The organism is Pseudomonas sp. SWRI111, from assembly GCF_014268555.1.
Classification (GTDB): domain Bacteria; phylum Pseudomonadota; class Gammaproteobacteria; order Pseudomonadales; family Pseudomonadaceae; genus Aquipseudomonas; species Aquipseudomonas hamedanensis.
Map to the genome: position 1 here is coordinate 92,920 of NZ_JABWQQ010000010.1, position 16,788 is coordinate 109,707.

Annotated in this window: 19 protein-coding genes; 5 read left to right on the top strand and 14 right to left on the bottom strand. The window is 60.0% G+C overall.

Annotation, left to right across the window (positions count from 1 at the left end; genetic code table 11):
- Positions 1-2: 2 nt before the first annotated feature.
- From HU755_RS13895 to HU755_RS13930, 8 genes are all read right to left on the bottom strand, one after another.
- Positions 3-1,412, bottom strand: coding sequence for a circularly permuted type 2 ATP-grasp protein (locus tag HU755_RS13895; protein WP_186633477.1), 1,410 nt, complete (start codon positions 1,410-1,412; stop codon positions 3-5).
- A 486-nt stretch (positions 1,413-1,898) separates the two neighbouring features.
- The gene (locus HU755_RS13900; RefSeq protein ID WP_186633480.1) at positions 1,899-2,246 is read right to left on the bottom strand and encodes a ribonuclease E inhibitor RraB; all 348 of its coding nucleotides are present in this window, start codon (positions 2,244-2,246) and stop codon (positions 1,899-1,901) included.
- Between the two features lie 209 nt (positions 2,247-2,455).
- On the bottom strand, positions 2,456-2,689 hold the full coding sequence (locus HU755_RS13905; RefSeq protein WP_186622600.1) for a hypothetical protein: 234 nt from the start codon (positions 2,687-2,689) through the stop codon (positions 2,456-2,458).
- Positions 2,690-2,895: 206 nt separating this feature from the next.
- Positions 2,896-3,771, bottom strand: coding sequence for a polyamine aminopropyltransferase (gene speE / locus HU755_RS13910; protein ID WP_186551887.1), 876 nt, complete (start codon positions 3,769-3,771; stop codon positions 2,896-2,898).
- A gap of 230 nt (positions 3,772-4,001) precedes the next feature.
- Positions 4,002-4,193, bottom strand: a complete 192-nt coding sequence (locus HU755_RS13915; RefSeq protein ID WP_016773784.1) for a PLDc N-terminal domain-containing protein — start codon at positions 4,191-4,193, stop codon at positions 4,002-4,004.
- 71 nt (positions 4,194-4,264) lie between these two features.
- On the bottom strand, positions 4,265-4,795 hold the full coding sequence (locus HU755_RS13920; protein ID WP_186633483.1) for a hypothetical protein: 531 nt from the start codon (positions 4,793-4,795) through the stop codon (positions 4,265-4,267).
- A 190-nt stretch (positions 4,796-4,985) separates the two neighbouring features.
- Positions 4,986-5,504 (bottom strand): ankyrin repeat domain-containing protein, encoded by a 519-nt coding sequence (locus HU755_RS13925; protein WP_186622811.1) that lies wholly within the window; start codon positions 5,502-5,504, stop codon positions 4,986-4,988.
- 95 nt (positions 5,505-5,599) lie between these two features.
- Positions 5,600-7,438 (bottom strand): long-chain-acyl-CoA synthetase, encoded by a 1,839-nt coding sequence (locus tag HU755_RS13930; protein ID WP_186633486.1) that lies wholly within the window; start codon positions 7,436-7,438, stop codon positions 5,600-5,602.
- Positions 7,439-7,827: 389 nt separating this feature from the next.
- Between HU755_RS13930 and HU755_RS13935 the strand changes: the two genes are divergently transcribed.
- Positions 7,828-8,106, top strand: coding sequence for a DUF3509 domain-containing protein (locus HU755_RS13935; RefSeq protein ID WP_016773780.1), 279 nt, complete (start codon positions 7,828-7,830; stop codon positions 8,104-8,106).
- A 124-nt stretch (positions 8,107-8,230) separates the two neighbouring features.
- On the opposite strand, the gene mtnC is transcribed toward HU755_RS13935, so the two are convergent.
- From mtnC to aroC, 5 genes are all read right to left on the bottom strand, one after another.
- On the bottom strand, positions 8,231-8,914 hold the full coding sequence (mtnC, locus tag HU755_RS13940) for an acireductone synthase (protein WP_186633489.1): 684 nt from the start codon (positions 8,912-8,914) through the stop codon (positions 8,231-8,233).
- 4 nt (positions 8,915-8,918) lie between these two features.
- Positions 8,919-9,464: an acireductone dioxygenase gene (locus HU755_RS13945; protein WP_186622808.1), complete on the bottom strand. Its 546-nt coding sequence runs from the start codon at positions 9,462-9,464 to the stop codon at positions 8,919-8,921.
- 91 nt (positions 9,465-9,555) lie between these two features.
- Positions 9,556-10,182 (bottom strand): methylthioribulose 1-phosphate dehydratase, encoded by a 627-nt coding sequence (locus HU755_RS13950; RefSeq protein WP_186633492.1) that lies wholly within the window; start codon positions 10,180-10,182, stop codon positions 9,556-9,558.
- A complete protein-coding gene (locus tag HU755_RS13955; RefSeq protein WP_186633495.1) occupies positions 10,179-11,324 on the bottom strand; it encodes an MFS transporter in 1,146 nt (381 codons plus the stop codon). The genes HU755_RS13950 and HU755_RS13955 overlap by 4 nt, the downstream gene beginning before the upstream one ends.
- 34 nt (positions 11,325-11,358) lie before the next feature.
- Positions 11,359-12,450 carry a chorismate synthase gene (aroC, locus tag HU755_RS13960; RefSeq protein WP_186633498.1) on the bottom strand — a complete coding sequence of 364 codons (1,092 nt, stop codon included), beginning with the start codon at positions 12,448-12,450 and terminating at the stop codon, positions 11,359-11,361.
- Between the two features lie 130 nt (positions 12,451-12,580).
- Here aroC and HU755_RS13965 point away from each other — a divergent pair, with 130 nt between their 5' ends.
- Positions 12,581-13,534, top strand: a complete 954-nt coding sequence (locus HU755_RS13965) for an alpha/beta hydrolase (RefSeq protein WP_186633501.1) — start codon at positions 12,581-12,583, stop codon at positions 13,532-13,534.
- 99 nt (positions 13,535-13,633) lie between these two features.
- Entirely contained in the window at positions 13,634-14,425 is a 792-nt protein-coding gene (locus tag HU755_RS13970) for a hypothetical protein (protein ID WP_186622805.1), read from the top strand.
- Between the two features lie 134 nt (positions 14,426-14,559).
- Here the strand turns inward: HU755_RS13970 and prmB are convergent, their stop codons facing one another.
- Entirely contained in the window at positions 14,560-15,468 is a 909-nt protein-coding gene (prmB, locus tag HU755_RS13975; RefSeq protein ID WP_186622804.1) for a 50S ribosomal protein L3 N(5)-glutamine methyltransferase, read from the bottom strand.
- Positions 15,469-15,708: 240 nt separating this feature from the next.
- On the opposite strand from prmB, the gene HU755_RS13980 reads away from it, so the two are divergent.
- Positions 15,709-16,299, top strand: a complete 591-nt coding sequence (locus HU755_RS13980; RefSeq protein ID WP_186534065.1) for a cysteine hydrolase family protein — start codon at positions 15,709-15,711, stop codon at positions 16,297-16,299.
- Between the two features lie 131 nt (positions 16,300-16,430).
- Entirely contained in the window at positions 16,431-16,751 is a 321-nt protein-coding gene (locus HU755_RS13985; protein ID WP_186551899.1) for a hypothetical protein, read from the top strand.
- The last annotated feature ends 37 nt before the right edge of the window (positions 16,752-16,788 follow it).

The window sequence follows — 16,788 nt, forward strand, 5'->3', positions numbered from 1 at the left end:
CTTCAATCCTCGACCACCCAGGTGTCCTTGGTTCCGCCACCCTGCGAGGAATTCACCACCAGAGAGCCTTCGCGCAAGGCGACACGGGTCAAACCGCCGGGCACAACCCGGGTTTCGCGACCGGACAGCACGAACGGGCGCAGGTCGATGTGGCGCGGCGCAATGCCGTTTTCGACAAAGGTCGGACAGGTCGACAGCGACAGCGTCGGTTGCGCGATATAGGCATGGGGCTTGGCCTTGATGCGCTCGCGAAACGCGTCTATCTCAGCCGTCGTGGCCGCCGGCCCTACCAGCATTCCGTAACCGCCGGAGCCTTGGGTTTCCTTGACCACCAGCTCCGGTAGATTGGCCAGCACATGGGACAGTTCAGACGGATTGCGGCATTGCCAGGTCGGTACGTTCTTCAGGATCGGTTCTTCGTCGAGGTAGAAGCGGATCATGTCGGTGACAAACGGATACACCGATTTGTCGTCCGCCACGCCGGTGCCGATGGCATTGGCCAACACCACATTGCCGGAGCGATAGGATGACAGCAGCCCCGGTACACCGAGCATCGAGTCCGGATTGAAGGCCAGCGGATCGAGGAACGCATCGTCGAGACGGCGGTAGATCACATCCACCGCTTTTGGCCCATCGGTGGTGCGCATGAACACTTTGTCGTCGCGCACGAACAGGTCCGCGCCTTCGACCAGTTCGACGCCCATCTCCCGCGCGAGAAACGCGTGTTCGAAAAACGCACTGTTGAAGCGCCCCGGCGTCAACACCACCACGCTCGGGTCGTCCAGCGGGCTAGAGCTTTTCAGGGTGTCGAGCAACAGGTTCGGGTAGTGGTCGATGGGCGCGATGCGCTGGGCGGCGAACAGCTCGGGAAACAAGCGCATCATCATTTTGCGGTCTTCGAGCATGTAGCTCACGCCGCTCGGAGTGCGCAGGTTGTCTTCGAGTACGTAATAGGTACCGTCGCCATCACGCACCAGATCGACGCCGGAAATGTGCGAATAGATATCGCGGTGCAGATCCAGGCCTTGCATCGCCAACTGGTATTGCTCGTTGGCCAGCACCTGTTCGGCGGGAATGATCCCGGCCTTGATGATGCGCTGCTCGTGGTAGAGATCGGCGAGAAACATGTTCAACGCCTTGACCCGCTGGATGCAACCGCGCTCGACAATCCGCCATTCACTGGCAGGAATGCTGCGTGGGATGGTGTCGAACGGAATCAGGCGCTCGGTGCCCTGCTCGTCCCCGTAGAGCGTGAAAGTGATCCCGGCACGATGGAACAACAGATCGGCCTCGCGCCGCCGCTGGGCAAGCAACTCGTCAGGCGTATCCGCCAGCCAACGGGCGAACTCTCGATAATGCGGGCGAACCAGGCCGCCGGCATCGTACATCTCGTCAAAATAGGTGCGGATCATGCCGTACTCCTTGTCACTCCGGACATACAGGCCTTCGCAAGGCCCGTGCCATCGGCATAAACGCTTTGATTTCAATCGGTTGTATATCCACGCCGCGGGCAGCGCACCATTCCTGTGCGGCAAATGCCCCGGCCCGATTGCCCCCGCTTCATTGCGACGCACTGCGGCGTCTATCACCAGCATAGTCAGAGTTGATTTCACTGCCTGAGCGTGACTGCGGATAATCCGCGCATTCGCTGCAAAACCTCCTCGGCAGAGACGCCGAAAGCTTGCCGCTCAACCGCTCTGGACTGCCTCGGCAGCCCGCCCCGCCGTAACCCTGACCGGTTTCCTCTCCTTATTGGTCTTCCCTTTTAGCCACCCTCTCCGGTGGCTTTTTTTTGCCCGGGATTCTTGTTTCAGAGTTTTTCCACGGCAATTTGGTACTCCGAAAACAACAACGGCCGACCCGAAGGTCAGCCGTTGCTCGACAAACGCTGCGCAAGATCAATTCAACCGATAGCGATTGCGCACCTCCTGCTTCACGCCCCAGCCCTCGATAATGCCGCCCAAGGGCTCGACCACTGCGGAAAAGCCCAGCTCGAAATCACCAATATCGTCGTAGGTCGCATACATCACTTTGCTCAATTCCAGCGACCAGGCGCCATCGTCGCGCGCACTGACCTGGGCATTGATCGATTCACCGCGAAATTTGCCTGCTGCCCTGCGCGCCCGTTCCTCGTCCGGGAAAATCGCGTAGAACTCGATGGGATGGAAACGGGAAAAATCGAAACCGCCTTCTTTCATGCGGCGCAGAACATTGCTGCTGATGTCTTCTTGATAGGCTGTGCTCATGAATCGTCCCCCTCGATTGATGGATAGACTTTCCGTATTCCCGCCCCGGGCCTTTTGGCCAAAGTACTACGGCAACGTGGTTGCGCGCGGGAAGCAAGCATGTAGCTGACAAGACCAGACCTTAGCGATCCATTCGCTGATCTCGCTTGCAGAGTAGCCCCAAGAGAGCGCTGCTGCCAAGGCCTGGTTTACAAGATGACAGGAAGTATTCAGATGGGGGTGATGCTGCGGATTTCGATGCCGTTCTGCGTCTTGAGGTTTTTCACCCCGGCATCGGCGGTGCGCCCTTCCAGATCGTTCAGATCCAATTTGGCGGCGACCGGAAGAAGCCGCTCCTTGATCAGCCGTGCGGCCTCATCGTCGGACGGGCATTCCTCACGTTCGAAGACTTCATCAACAATTTCACCGTGATCATCCACGAAAGTGACTTTCCACTTTTGCATCAGTGCCTCCTCGATCAACCCGTAAATGGGCTTACCTCTATCTCGACTTTTTTCGGCGATAGTTGGTTCAAAAGGATTACAGGCGGCGATCATGAAGCTGTAGGAGTGAGCCTGCTCGCGATAGCGGTGGGTCAGCCGACGTCATTGGCAGCTGACCCACCGCTATCGCGTGCAGGCTCACTCCTACAGGGGTTATGCGGTGAAGGTCAGTCGTTGCTTGGCTTGTTGATCGCACGCAGTACGTATTGCGGCAAGGCGAATGCGCCGATGTGGATTTCCGGGTTGTAGTAGCGGGTGACGATGCCGCTGCCGATAAACCGCTGTTGCAGGGTTTCACGGCTCAGCTTGCGGTAGGCCGGGTTGGTCGAACCCCAGGCGAAGGTCATCGAACCGCCGATGTAGGTCGGCACGGCGGCCTGATAGAAGTGCCAGTCCGGGAACAGGCTGTTGAGCCGACCGGCCGTGGTTTTGACTTCGTCGATCTGCATGAACGGCGTGCCGTTCTGCGTCACGAGAATACCGCCCTCGTTCAGGCAACGGTGGCAGGCCTGATAGAAGTTCTCCGAGAACAGCACTTCGCCCGGACCGATCGGGTCGGTGGAGTCGGAGATGATCACGTCGAATTTTTCTGTCGTGGTGGCAACGAAACGCATGCCGTCGTCGATCACCAGGTTCAGACGCGGATCGTCGTAAGCACCGGCGGAATGGTTCGGCAGGAATTCTTTGCACATGTCGACCACGGTGCCGTCGATCTCGACCATGGTGATGTGTTCGACACCCGCGTGCTTGGTCACTTCACGCAACATGCCGCCGTCGCCGCCGCCGATGATCAGCACGCGCTTGGCAGTGCCGTGGGCGAGGATCGGCACGTGGGTGAGCATTTCGTGGTAGATGAATTCGTCGGCTTCGGTGGTCTGGATCACGCCGTCCAGCGCCATTACCCGGCCCATGCGCGGGTTCTGGAAGATCACCAGGTGCTGGTGTTCGGTGCGCACTTCGTGCAGCAGTTTTTCCATGCGAAAACGCTGGCCGTAGCCTTCGTAGAGGGTTTCCAGGTATTCGCTGGTCTTGGTGACGGTCATGGTCGAGTGCTCCGATAAATGCGCGGGCGTCAAACGTGGGGACGATTGCCCGGGAAAGGCGCGCATTCTACGTCGCCGAAGATGACAGGTCGAACGTCACTTGATCGGCTACACACATAACCCTTGTAGGAGTGAGCCTGCTCGCGATTGCCGTCTATCAGTCACAGAGACGTTGACTGAGAAATAGCTATCGCGAGCAGGCTCACTCCTACAGGGGGAACGCGGCGCTATCAGATTCGCACGTTGCCCCGCGGCCCGGCGATCGCCCAGATGATCAGGCCCAGCACCGGCAAGAGGATGATCAGCAACACCCAGACGATTTTCATCCCGGTGGAGGCGCCGCTTTTCAGCACGTTGATGATGGCCCAGATGTCGAGGGCGAGGATGATCAGGCCGATCAGACCATTGAAGGTGGAACCCATGGTGTCGCTCCAGAATAGTGGCATGCACTTTTAGGATAGACGGTCGCGCGCAGGGTTCCCTTTTATTGCGTTCAGACGTGAACGGCGACCTTCAAGGCTTCCAGCGCTGGCGCAGCGGCGATGCCGACCTCGGCACACAATTCAAGTACGCGAGGCACGTCGTTGCCGTAGACCAGCACCATTTGCAGCTCATCGTCGAGCAACTGGCTGAAGTTCATCAGCGTGTAACCGCCGTTTTCCTTGCTCAGGCTGCTCATCTGCACCTGAATGCGGTTGAGTGCGGTCAGCGCTTCGGTCCTGGCCAGTTGCTTGGGCTTGAGGTTGAAATCCACGCCCGGGCCAAACGAGGCGACGATTTGCGCGAACAGATCGACGTAAGTGTCGGCCTGAAACAGCACGGTTTCTGGCAGGCTGCCAACCACCACCCACTCGCCCAGCGGAATCGGGAAGGTGTCGTCGTAGTTGATATCCGGGTTGGCGGCCAGAAAGGCGTCGGCATCGGCGTAAGCTTGCGCCGCTTCATCGGCCACTGTCAGGATCTCGTCCTCGCCCATGCAGCCGGAGCTGATTTTGCTGATGAGTTCGACGAGTGCGGCTTTCATGAGGGCGGATCCTGTGGCGGAGATGGATTTCGAGGGCGCGAAGGATAACGCATTCTTCAGCGCACCCGACACCTGTGGCGAGGGAGCTTGCTCCCGCTGGGCTGCGTAGCGGCCCAAAAAAAATCAGAGGGCCCACTCTTTTGCCAGCGCTTCGCACTGAAGCGGGAGCAAGCTCCCTCGCCACAGGCCTTCAGGCCAGGAGTTTTTCCAGCTGCGCCGTGGTGTCCACTGCACCCATGGTGCGGGCCGCGTCCAGCGCCGTGACGCCATTGGCGTCCTTGGCTTTCGGATCGGCGCCTTTGCTGATCAGGTAATCAACGATTTCAACGCGGTTGAACATCGCCGCCATCATCAACGCCGTGCGGCCATCGAACGACGAGCCTTCAAGGTCAGCGCCCGCTTCGACCAGCGTTTTGACCACCGCCAGATCGCCTTTGAATGCTGCACCGGCAATCGGACTCTGGCCGTTGCCATTGCGCATCTCAGGATCGGCCTTGTGTTTAAGCAAGACCTTCACGGCATCAACATGGCCGTAGTAGCTGGCAAGCATCAGCAACGTGTCGCCCTTGCTGTTTTTCAGGTTCACCGGCAAACCGGCGGTCACCAGGCGATCGAGCATTTCGGCATCACCGTCGCGCGCCTTGTTGAAAACCTGCTCGGTGAATTCGGCAGCTTCTTCAGGGGTCATCTGGCGGCTTTGGTCGGACATGGGCAACTCCACTTCGGTCAATCGGAAAGGCGACAGTTTCCCGAGCGCGGCGATAGCTGTCACCCCCTTTTTCTCATCACGGGCAATAGCCAGATTCAATAACGGTATTGGCCTTGCTGGATTTCCGTTAACAACTGCTCATTGAGCTGAACGTAGGTTTCGCTGCCGGGCAACCAGGCAAAAATCGGATCGCCCCCGGTCTGGCCGGGGTCGAAGCCTTCTTTTTTCAAACGGGTTTTCTGGTATTTGAAGGTGCCGGTGGTTTCCATCTTCACCTTGACGCGCAGGAACAGCGGCACGGCGTAGGCCGGCATTCGCTGGCGGACGAAGCTCAGCAGCTCGGCGAAATCCAGGGTCGCCAGAGATTCGGCCGGGGTAATCGCCGCCATGCCGGCGCGTCCATTGGTGTTGCAAATTTCTACGCCATACGCCACCGCCTCGGAGATCTGCGGGTGTTGCAGCAGCAGGTTTTCGACTTCGGTGGTGGAAACGTTCTCGCCCTTCCAGCGATAGGTGTCGCCCAGCCGATCGACAAATTGCGCATGACCAAAGCCAATGTTGCGTAACAGGTCGCCGGTGTTGAAAAACCGGTCACCTTTGTTGAACACGTCGTGCAGTACGACGCGGGCGGTCTTCTGCGGATCGGTGTAGCCATCGAGCGGCGCCTTTTCGTCGATCCGGGCCAGCAGCAGACCCTGCTCGCCCTTGCCAACCTTGCGCATGAAGCCGTCGTCGCTGCGCAGTGGCTCGCCACTGTCATGGTCGTACGCGACCAGCTCCCAGGCCATCAGCGAGAAGCCGACGGTGTTATCGAAGTTGAGGATGTTGGTGAATCCGATGTTGCCGTCGCTGGCCGCATACAGCTCACAAATGTGGTCGACGCCGAAGCGCGTCTTGAACTCGGCCCAGGCACCGGGGCGCAAGCCGTTGCCAATCATCTTGCGCACGTCATGCCGGTTGTCGTCGGCGCTGACCGGCTGATCGACCAGATAACGACACAACTCGCCGACATAGCCGAGGGTCGTCGCGCGGTAGCGGCGCACGTCGCTCCAGAACTGGCTGGCGCTGAATTTGCGGCGAATCGCGAAACCCGACGCGCCATTGATCGCCGAGCCCCAACACACACAAAGCCCGGTGGCGTGGTACAGCGGCAAGGTGCAATAGACCACGTCGTCAGGGCGCATATCGAGGGCGATCATGCCGAAGCTCGCCGAACTGCGCATCCAGCGGCCATGCTTGAATACCCCGGCTTTCGGCAGCCCGGTGGTGCCAGAGGTGTAAATATAGAAACACGGATCATCGCAAAACACTTGGCGGCTGCTCGGCGGGTTATCGCTCGGTGCGTCGGCACTGGCACTGATCAGGTTGACGTAGCCCTCGGGCGCAATGCCCGGGTGGCTGTAGGTGTCCTGATCGGCAACGAACCAGGTGCGCTGCGGCGCAATCGACACCTGCTCGCGCACAGCAGCAAATGCCGGCACCAGCTCCCCGCCGACGATCAGGGCGACCGGCGCCACCAGATTCACACTGTGGATCAGCGTGTCGCGCGTCTGAGAGGTATTGAGCAACGCGCTGACCGCGCCGACCTTGGCCAGCGCCAGAATCGTCACCAGCAGTTCGGGACGGTTTTCGATAAACACCGCGACCACATCGCCCTTGCCGATGCCCTGCCCGCTCAGATAATGGGCGATACGGTTGGCCCACTGATTAACCTGCGCGTAGGTCAGCAGCACCTCCCCCTGCATTAACGCCGGGCCATCGGGATTGCGCAGGGTCGCTTGCTCAAAGGTCCAGCCAAGGCCACAGCTTTGGGTCGGGTCCGTGACATTCGCCACCTTCATGCCCTTGACCACCCGCGGCAGGGCCTTGGCAATCATCGGCAGCTTGCGGAGCATCATGCCCCAGGTAATCGTGTCGCTTGGCACGTGACGCATGAATGCTCCCCGGTCGGCCTTATCTCGGGCCGGTGTTCTTATTTTTTCGGGCAAAGGCTTGAGGCAACCGGTGCAGTCGCAGCGCGGTTCGAGAATGAAAATACGTCAGCCCTTCTCGGCCTGTACATGCGGTTTTTGCAATGTTTTGTATCTGCTGGCGCGCTGCCAACGCCGGAGATTCTGGTACGAGCGTTTGGTTCCGTAACGCTGGCAAGAATCACGCAAAATGCAGGATGCACGATGGCCATTCATGCAGTTTGCACGACGCCTGCAAAATGCACTACTTGTAACTCATTGATATCAAAGGGAATTTAAACTTATCGATGCTGGCACAATCGCTGCAACTACCTCCGCATGCTTGCCATTCAAGTACACACGGAGCTGATGACATGAGCCTGATCCAAGAAAAATTTACATCGCTGTTCTCCAACTACGAAGTCAGCACTGCGCCACGTCCTGACGGTGGCATTCTGTTGACCCTGCGTAGCAGCGACGGCAAAGTCTTCAAACGTGCACTCTCGTATCAACAACTGCACGCCGGTGACCAGCTGTCGTGGGCGATCAGCGCTATCCGCCGAGACCTGGCCGAACAGGCCAGCGAGCTGCCGCAAATCGCCATGCTGCAGAGCCAGCAGCGTTTTGCACTGCCGACGTATCATTCGCTGTAATTGCCTTTAAACAAAACGTGTGGGAGCGAGCCTGCTCGCGAAACGGTGTGTCAGTCGCCAGAGATGCTGACTGATACACCGCTTTCGTGAGCAAGCCCACTCCCACATTTTTGTTTGAGGTGAGTCAGAACGCTTCCGGTTCAATCCCGGTAAAGCTGTCGACTGTTACATGCCCCGCCAATTCCCCACCTTCGCGGGCCAGGCCACAGGTCTGCAAGCCGGCTGACTGGGCAGCGTCGAGTTCTTCGACGATGTCCGAGAGAAACAGGATTTCTTCCGGTTCAACAGCCACCGCCTGCTGGATATTGCGATAGGACTGCGCCTCACGCTTCGGTCCCGAGGTGGTGTCGAAATATCCGCTGAACAGCGGCGTCAGGTCTCCCGCCTCCGAGCAACCGAAAATCAGCTTCTGCGCCTGGATCGAGCCGGACGAGTAAACAAACAGTTGATAGCCCACAGCATGCCAGCGCCGCAGCGCCTCAACGGCATCCGGATAAACGTGTCCCTTCAACTGCCCGGCCTGATAACCCTGCGCCCAGACCATCCCTTGCAAAGCCTTGAGTGGTGTCGCTTTGCGGTCTTCGGCGATCCAGCTCAACAGGATTTCAACCACCCGTTCAACATCGGCTGCCGGTTCGCTGCTGTCACGGCGTACCGCGTCAAGCTGTTCGGCGACATCGGCGCGCGAAGCGTTCTGGCGCACGAAGTCCGGCAGGTGTTTGGCCGCATACGGAAACAGTACGTCGAATACGAAGCTGACGGCGCTGGTGGTGCCTTCGATGTCGGTGAGAATGACTTTGATCGACATCGGCTCAGTCCTCCAGACGCGGGAAGCGGCCGGCGATGTCTTCGCCAGTGAAGTTGGCCACCCAGCCTTCCGGGTTATTGAACAGACGGATCGCGACAAAGTGCGGATGCTCGCCCATGTCGAACCAGTGTTTGGTACCGGCGGGAACCGAGATCAGATCGTTTTTCTCACAGAGCACGGCGTAAACATAATCGTCGATGTGCAAGGTAAACAGCCCACGGCCGGCGACGAAAAATCTGACTTCGTCTTCACCATGGCGGTGCTCTTCCAGAAACCTGGCACGCAATTCGGCCTTTTGCGGGTGATCGCTGTTCAGGCTGATCACATCGACGGTGATGTAACCGCGCTCGGTCATCAATTTGTCGATCTGCTCTTTGTACGCGCTGATCACTTCGTCCTGGCTGGCGCCGGGCTGAATCTTCGCGGCGGCTTGCCAGCGGTCGAAGCGCACGCCCTGCTCGGCCAGGGTCGAGGCGATGTCTTCGAAATGGGTCAGCACCTTGTTGGGAATTTCAGGGTTGGAAACGTGATAAACGGACAGGCTGCTCATGGGGCAATTCCTCGTATCGGCCTTGCCGTCCGGCTCTTGCAGACCGGTCGGGCACAACCTTCAATCAGGCAAACGGCGACTTCTGCTGAAGTCAGCCGTGACGGTTCATGACGCTGCGGGTTTTCAACTCGCATTCAAACAGAAATTCAAAGGCCTCGATCTGCCGCAGTGCGTCGCTCATTTGCGCGCCCCAGGTGTAGAGGCCGTGGCCGCGAATCAGATAGCCGACGCAATCAGGGTGGGCGTCGAGCCACGGCTGCACCTTGGCGGCGAGGCGCGCGATGTCCTGGTCGTTGTCGAAGATCGGCACGCGCACCCGTGATTCGTGGGTGGAAATACCGCTGAAGGCTTTTTGCAGTTCGTAGTCTTCGAACTCGATGAAGTCTTGCGGGGTCAGGCGCGACAGCACCGTGGCATTCACCGAATGGGTGTGCAGCACCGCGCCGATCTCCGCGCGCCATGCGTAGAGCTGGGTGTGCAGCAGGGTTTCGGCGGACGGCTTCTTGCCCGGTTCCAGGCTGTTACCGGACAAGTCAGTGGCGAGCACATCATCCAGACCCAACTGGCCCTTGTGCTTGCCGGAGACGGTCAGCAGCGCTTCGGTTGGCGACAGGCGTGTCGAATAATTACTGCTGGTGGCCGGCGACCAGCCGCGGCCATAAAGAAAGCGCCCGGCGTCGACGATCTGCCGGGCGAGCTGTTCACGGGTAAGGCTCATGGCCTGTCCTCTTGCATACGTGTGGCAATGATAACCGCAGCAGCGAACGCCGCGAGACTGGCAATACTAAAGGTCAATGGCGCGCCGAGGGCATTCCAGCTGTAACCGGCATACAGCGCGCCGAGCGCCCCGCCGGTGCCGGCCAGCGCCGCGTACAGCGCCTGACCCTGGCCTTGCTGGCGTGCGCCGAAGCTACGTTGCACGAAGGCGATGGCAGCGGCATGAAAGCTGCCGAACGTCGCCGCGTGCAGAATCTGCGCAAACAGCAATATCCAGAGAAATTCGGCGAACGAGCCCAGCAAGACCCAGCGCAACGCCGCCAGCAGAAAACTCGCCAGCAGCACCCGGCGCAGGGAAAACCGCGCCAGAATTCTGCTCATCGCCATAAACATCAATACTTCGGCGACCACGCCAACCGCCCAGAGCATGCCGATCACGCCACGACTGTAGCCGAGCCGCTCAAGGTGCAAGGTCAAAAACGTGTAATACGGCCCGTGGCTCATTTGCATCAGCGCGACGCAAGCGTAAAACGCCAGCACCCCGGGACTGCGCAACTGCTTGAGAAACCCTTCGCCGCCAGGTCGATTGCCTTGTGGTGGCTGAGCGTTCGGCACCCATAGACTGCTGAGGACGATGCCGGCCATGATCAGCACCAGCGCTGCCGGGTAGATGTCCAGGCTGAGCCATTCGAACAACCGCCCCAGCGCAACCACGGTGATGATGAAACCGATCGAGCCCCACAAACGGATCTGGCTGTACCGCGAGGTCTGCCCCTGTAAGTGCGCCAGGGTAATGACCTCGAACTGCGGCAACACCGCGTGCCAGAAGAATGCATGCAACGCCATCACCAGCGCCAGCCAGGCGTAACTCTTGCTGACGAAAATCAGCGAAAAGGTCAGCAGCGTACACACCGCGCCGAAGCGCACGATCGCCAGCCGCCTGCCGGTGTAATCGCCAAGCCAGCCCCAGATATTCGGCGCGACGCAGCGCATCAACATCGGAATCGCCACCAGTTCGCCGATACGTGCGGCGCTGAAGCCTAGGTGATCGAAGTACAGCGCCAGAAACGGCGCTGTCGAACCGAGCAAGGCGAAATAGAACAGATAGAAACTGGACAGCCGCCAGTACGGAACCGCCGCCACGCCGGTTATGCCGCGACAGCGTCAAAGCCAGCCATCAGAGCTGGCCCAGCACCGGCGTGCTGACGCGCACATCGGCGTTCTGCCCACGATGACGCAGCAGGTGGTCCATCAGCACGATGGCCATCATCGCTTCGGCGATCGGTGTGGCACGGATGCCGACGCAAGGGTCGTGACGGCCCTTGGTAATCACGTCGACCGGGTTGCCATGCACATCGATCGAACGGCCCGGGGTGGTGATGCTCGATGTCGGTTTCAATGCCAGATGCGCAACAATCGGCTGCCCGGACGAGATGCCACCGAGGATGCCGCCAGCGTTGTTGCTGAGAAAACCGTCCGGGGTCATCTCATCGCGGTGTTCGGTGCCGCGCTGGGCGACACAGGCAAAACCGGCGCCGATTTCCACGCCCTTGACCGCGTTGATGCTCATCAGCGCATGGGCCAGTTCGGCATCGAGGCGATCGAAAATCGGCTCGCCCAGGCCCGGCATCACCCCTTCGGCGACCACGGTGATCTTCGCGCCGACCGAGTCTTGATCGCGCCGCAGCTGGTCCATGTAGGCTTCCAGCTCCGGCACTTTGTCCGGATCGGGGCTGAAGAAGGCATTGTCTTCCACCGAATCCCAGGTCTTGAAGGGGATTTCGATCGGGCCGAGCTGGCTCATGTAGCCGCGAATGACGATGCCCTGGCTCGCCAGATACTTTTTCGCAATCGCACCGGCTGCTACACGCATGGCGGTTTCCCGCGCCGAACTGCGACCGCCACCGCGATAATCGCGCTCGCCGTATTTGTGGTGGTAGGTGTAGTCGGCGTGGGCCGGGCGGAACAGGTCCTTGATCGCCGAGTAGTCCTTGGATTTCTGATCGGTGTTGCGGATCAGCAGGCCGATCGCGCAGCCGGTGGTGCGCCCTTCGAACACGCCGGAAAGGATTTCGACTTCGTCGGCTTCCTGGCGCTGGGTGGTGTGGCGGCTGGTGCCGGGCTTGCGGCGATCGAGGTCGCGCTGCAAGTCTTCGAGGGAAATCTCCAGGCCCGGCGGGCAGCCGTCGACAATGGCGACCAACGCCGGACCATGGCTTTCGCCAGCGGTGGTGACAGTGAACAACTTGCCGTAGGTATTGCCGGACATGCAGGACGCTCCGTGAAATCAAACCCGAATTCGTGATGCGCGCCAGTATACGCAGGCTAACCGAGTAGTTCATCCTCGAACCTTAGCGGTGTGGGTGAGTCCAACCGGCACCTTGGCGAATGATGGCGTGATGATGCTGCGAGTTTTGATCTTGAGTCTTACCCTCTTAACGGGCTTTGCCCAGGCAACCGTCCTACAACGCCCGGTATCTCTGGATACCGGTACAGGCGAGCTTTTCGGCTCGCTATTGCTACCCAAGTCCGACAGTCCGGTGCCGATTGTTCTGATCATTTCTGGCTCGGGTCCTACCGACCGTGACGGAAACAACCCCGACGGTGGGCGCAATGACAGCCTGAAACGCCTGGCCTGGGTGCTGGCCAAACACAATATCGCCAGCGTGCGCTACGACAAACGCGGGGTCGCCGCGAGCCTGGCGGCAACACCGGATGAGCGAAATTTGTCGGTCGAAGCCTATGCGGCGGACGCCGTGGCGTGGGGGCACAAGCTCCAGGCCGATCCGCGATTTGGCCCGCTGATTCTGCTCGGTCACAGCGAAGGCGCACTGATCGCCAGCCTCGCCGCGCCGACATTGCAGGCGGCAGCGGTGATTTCCCTGTCCGGCAGCGCCCGGCCGGTCGATCAAGTGATTCGCGAGCAACTGGCGCGCAGCCTGCCGCCGCCGCTGATGCTGCGCAGCAATGAACTGCTCGACAGCCTCAAGGCCGGCCGCACCGATGACAACGTGCCGTCACCGCTGCAGGTGATTTTCCGCCCGAGCGTGCAGCCGTACCTGATTTCGCTGTTCCGCCAGGACCCGGCCAACGCCTTCGCGCAGTTGGACATGCCGGCGCTGATCGTTCAGGGCAGCAACGACATGCAGGTCGGTACGCAAGATGCGCAGCGGCTCAAGGCTGTGAAACCGGACGCGCAACTGGTGATCATCGAAGGCATGAATCATGTGTTGCGCATCGTGCACAACGACATGAAGCGGCAGTTGGCCTCGTACAAGGATCCAAATTTGCCGCTGGCAGCGGAACTTGGTTCGGCGATCATTGAATTTATTGGCGGACTTCGCACCCGTTAACTGCTTTTTGCCCTCCAGTCCCGCAGAAAACGGCCGATAAGCCTTTGTCGCCAGCGTATCGGCTGGCGACAAGCAGGGCTTGGACAGGATCTCGCCGTTATGACTGATACCCCGACTTCACCCGACACCACCGCTGAAAAAGACGCACCGCCAGTGGTCGAACTGCCGTGGGCGGACGTTCAGGCCGAGCACCACAAGATGCTCCGCCTGGCGCCGTTGCAGACCGATCGCAACACGGGTGGCCGGCCGTTGCGTTTTGTCGAATTCGGTTACGCCGAGCGCAACAGCAAAGAGCGCAGCCTGATGCGCATGGCGATCAAACTGCCGAACCAGCGCGTGCGCAAAGAACAAAACCACCTCGACGTGTGGGTCGACCACGCCAGCAAACGCGTGAGCTTCGGCCCGGACAGCGGCTTGCAGATCGAACCGCTGAATCGCGGCATTGGCCGCTTCATGGCCGCGCAAGGCATCAACTGGGCGAAAAAGCGCTGGCCCGCCTACACCGTCGACGGCATGGACCTGAACAACAAGGACGCGCTCAACGAAGACACGCGCCTGCGTCGCGATCATTTCCTGCGCGTGCACGGTTTCGATGTCGCTTACGCCGATGCTCAGCATTTGAAGGGCAGCGTCAAGGCCGCGCAGGTCGGCGACTTGCTCGGTGACTGGAACAGCGAAAAGTTGCAGGTGGTCGAGATTCTGGAAGCGGCGCAGATGCTGCAGCAGGCCGAGCAGAACCTGGCCGAACAGGAAGTGAAGCTGAAAAAACAGGAGGAGAAAGTCAGCAAGTTCAAGCGTGAAGACGCCGGGCTGCGTTTCACCATTACTTGTCTGGTGGCGTTTGCGGTGTTTCAGGCGGGATTGTTGATCTGGATTGCGACACACCGCTGATGGTTTGAGCGCGTACTGATCGTTCCCATGCTCCGCGTGGGAATGCAGCCCGGGACGCTCCGCGTCCCAAAAGCGGACGCAGAGCGTCCATTGATGCATTCCCACGCGGAGCGTGGGAACGATCTGTCACAACCTTAGACGCGGGACGCGAACAAGGCCTGATGCGCGCGGCACTGCTCCGCCGTCAGCATGAACACGCCATGCCCGCCGCGCGCAAATTCAAGCCAGGCGAAGTCGACTTCCGGGTACAACGCTTCAACGTGCACCTGGCTGTTGCCCACTTCGACAATCAGCAAGCCCTTCTCGGTCAAGTGATCCGCCGCTTCTGCGAGCATCCGCCGCACCAGATTCAAACCATCATCGCCACAGGCCAGGCCCAGCTCCGGTTCGTGCTGATACTCATCCGGCATGTCAGCGAAATCTTCCGCGTCGACGTAAGGCGGGTTCGACACGATCAGGTCGAAACGCTGCCCCGGCAAACCATCGAAACCATCGCCCTGCACCGTGTAAACCCGCTCATCGACGCCATGGCGCTCAATGTTCTGGTTGGCCACTTCCAGCGCTTCGAACGACAGATCCGCCAGCACCACTTCGGCGTTCTGGAACTCGTAGGCGCAGGCAATGCCGATGCAGCCGGAGCCGGTGCACAGGTCGAGAATCCGCGCCGGCTCATCACCGATCCACGGGGCGAAGCGGTTTTCGATCAGTTCGCCAATCGGCGAACGCGGAATCAACACGCGCTGATCAACGATGAACGACATGCCGCAGAACCATGCCTCGCCCAACAGGTAAGCGGTGGGAATGCGTTCTTCGATGCGGCGCTTGAGCAGGCGCTGCAAGTTGACCAGTTCGTCATCCTCCAACGCGCAATCGAGATAGCTGTCGGCGATTTCCCACGGCAGGTGCAGCGCACCGAGTACCAGTTGCCGGGCCTCGTCCCAGGCATTGTCGGTGCCATGGCCGAAAAACAGATCCTCCCCATGGAAGCGGCTGACGGCCCAACGGATGTGGTCGCGCAGGGTACGAAGGCGGGAAGTGATCACGGCGTGCAACTCCAGAAAAAAACGACTGGCGATTCTAACAGCCAAAACCGGCGACGACGACGCAGGAAAAACATCGCGCGACGGGTAGGAGCTTTCTGTTTTTTGCACCAGCTATTGAACAGAACGTGTAACTTGACAAGGCTGCAGGCCAGCAACGACGGTGTCTACGATGGTAGCGATTCACAGAACCGCTCAGCCAGAGGACAATGTCGCAAAAGCCCCACCCCGAGGAGCCCCAGAATGTCCGTTCCAAAAACGATGTTTCAACTCAGCGGTCGCGGTTACGCAGCGGCCACACTGAGCCATGCCACCGTGGTCATCATCGATGCCCAGAAAGAATACCTCAGTGGCCCGCTGGCCCTGAGCGGCATGGACGCGGCCGTCGCGAACATCAAACAAGTGGTTGCCGCAGCCCGTGCCGCCGGTCGGCCGATCGTGCACGTGCGTCATCTCGGCACCGTCGGTGGCCTGTTCGACCCGCAGGGCGAGCGCGGTGAATTCATCCCCGGTCTCGAACCGCAGGGCGATGAAACCATCATCGGCAAATTGCTGCCGAGCGCGTTCCATGGCACCGAGCTGCTCGATCGCCTGCAAAACCTCGGTTCGCTGGACCTGATCGTGTGCGGCTTCATGAGCCATTCCAGCGTCAGCACCACCGTACGCGCGGCGAAGAACCTCGGTTTCCGCTGCACCCTGGTCGAAGACGCCTGCGCCACCCGTGACCTGCCGTTCAAGGGCGGCGTGCTCAGCGCCGAACGCGTGCAGGAAGCGGAAATGGCAATCATGGCCGACAACTTCGCGACACTGGCCAAGACCCAGGATCTGGTCTGAGCCTGCCCTCATGAGCGGCGCAGACCGCCGCTCATCCGCAATCTCCGCTGATTTGCCGCAAATGCCATAGCCTCAGGAACAACCCGGTCAACTCCCGGTCGAAGGGCCGATACCCATTGAGGAAGGTCGGAATGAAGTTATCCGATGGATTTGACGCACGCCGTTTGCGGCCCAAAGGCCAAAGCAACTGGCGTTTTCGATTTGGCGCTGCGTTCGCCGCATTGCTGGCAACCTTTGGCGTGCTGCTGGCCATGGCCGGCGCCGCCAGCCTGCTCGGCCGCCCGCCGGCGCTGGGTGACTTGAATGCTTCGCCGATGGGCTCGGCGATCATGCTCGCGGTCGGTTTGCTGTTTCTGTATTTCGGTGTCGCCCTGTGGCGTCGCTGCCGCCGTCGCGCACGGCAATCGCGGGAGCTGAACATGTCCCCGCACCTGATGAAAAAACACGACTGAACCACCGGCCTGGCTTTTTGCCGGGCCGTTTTGTTTC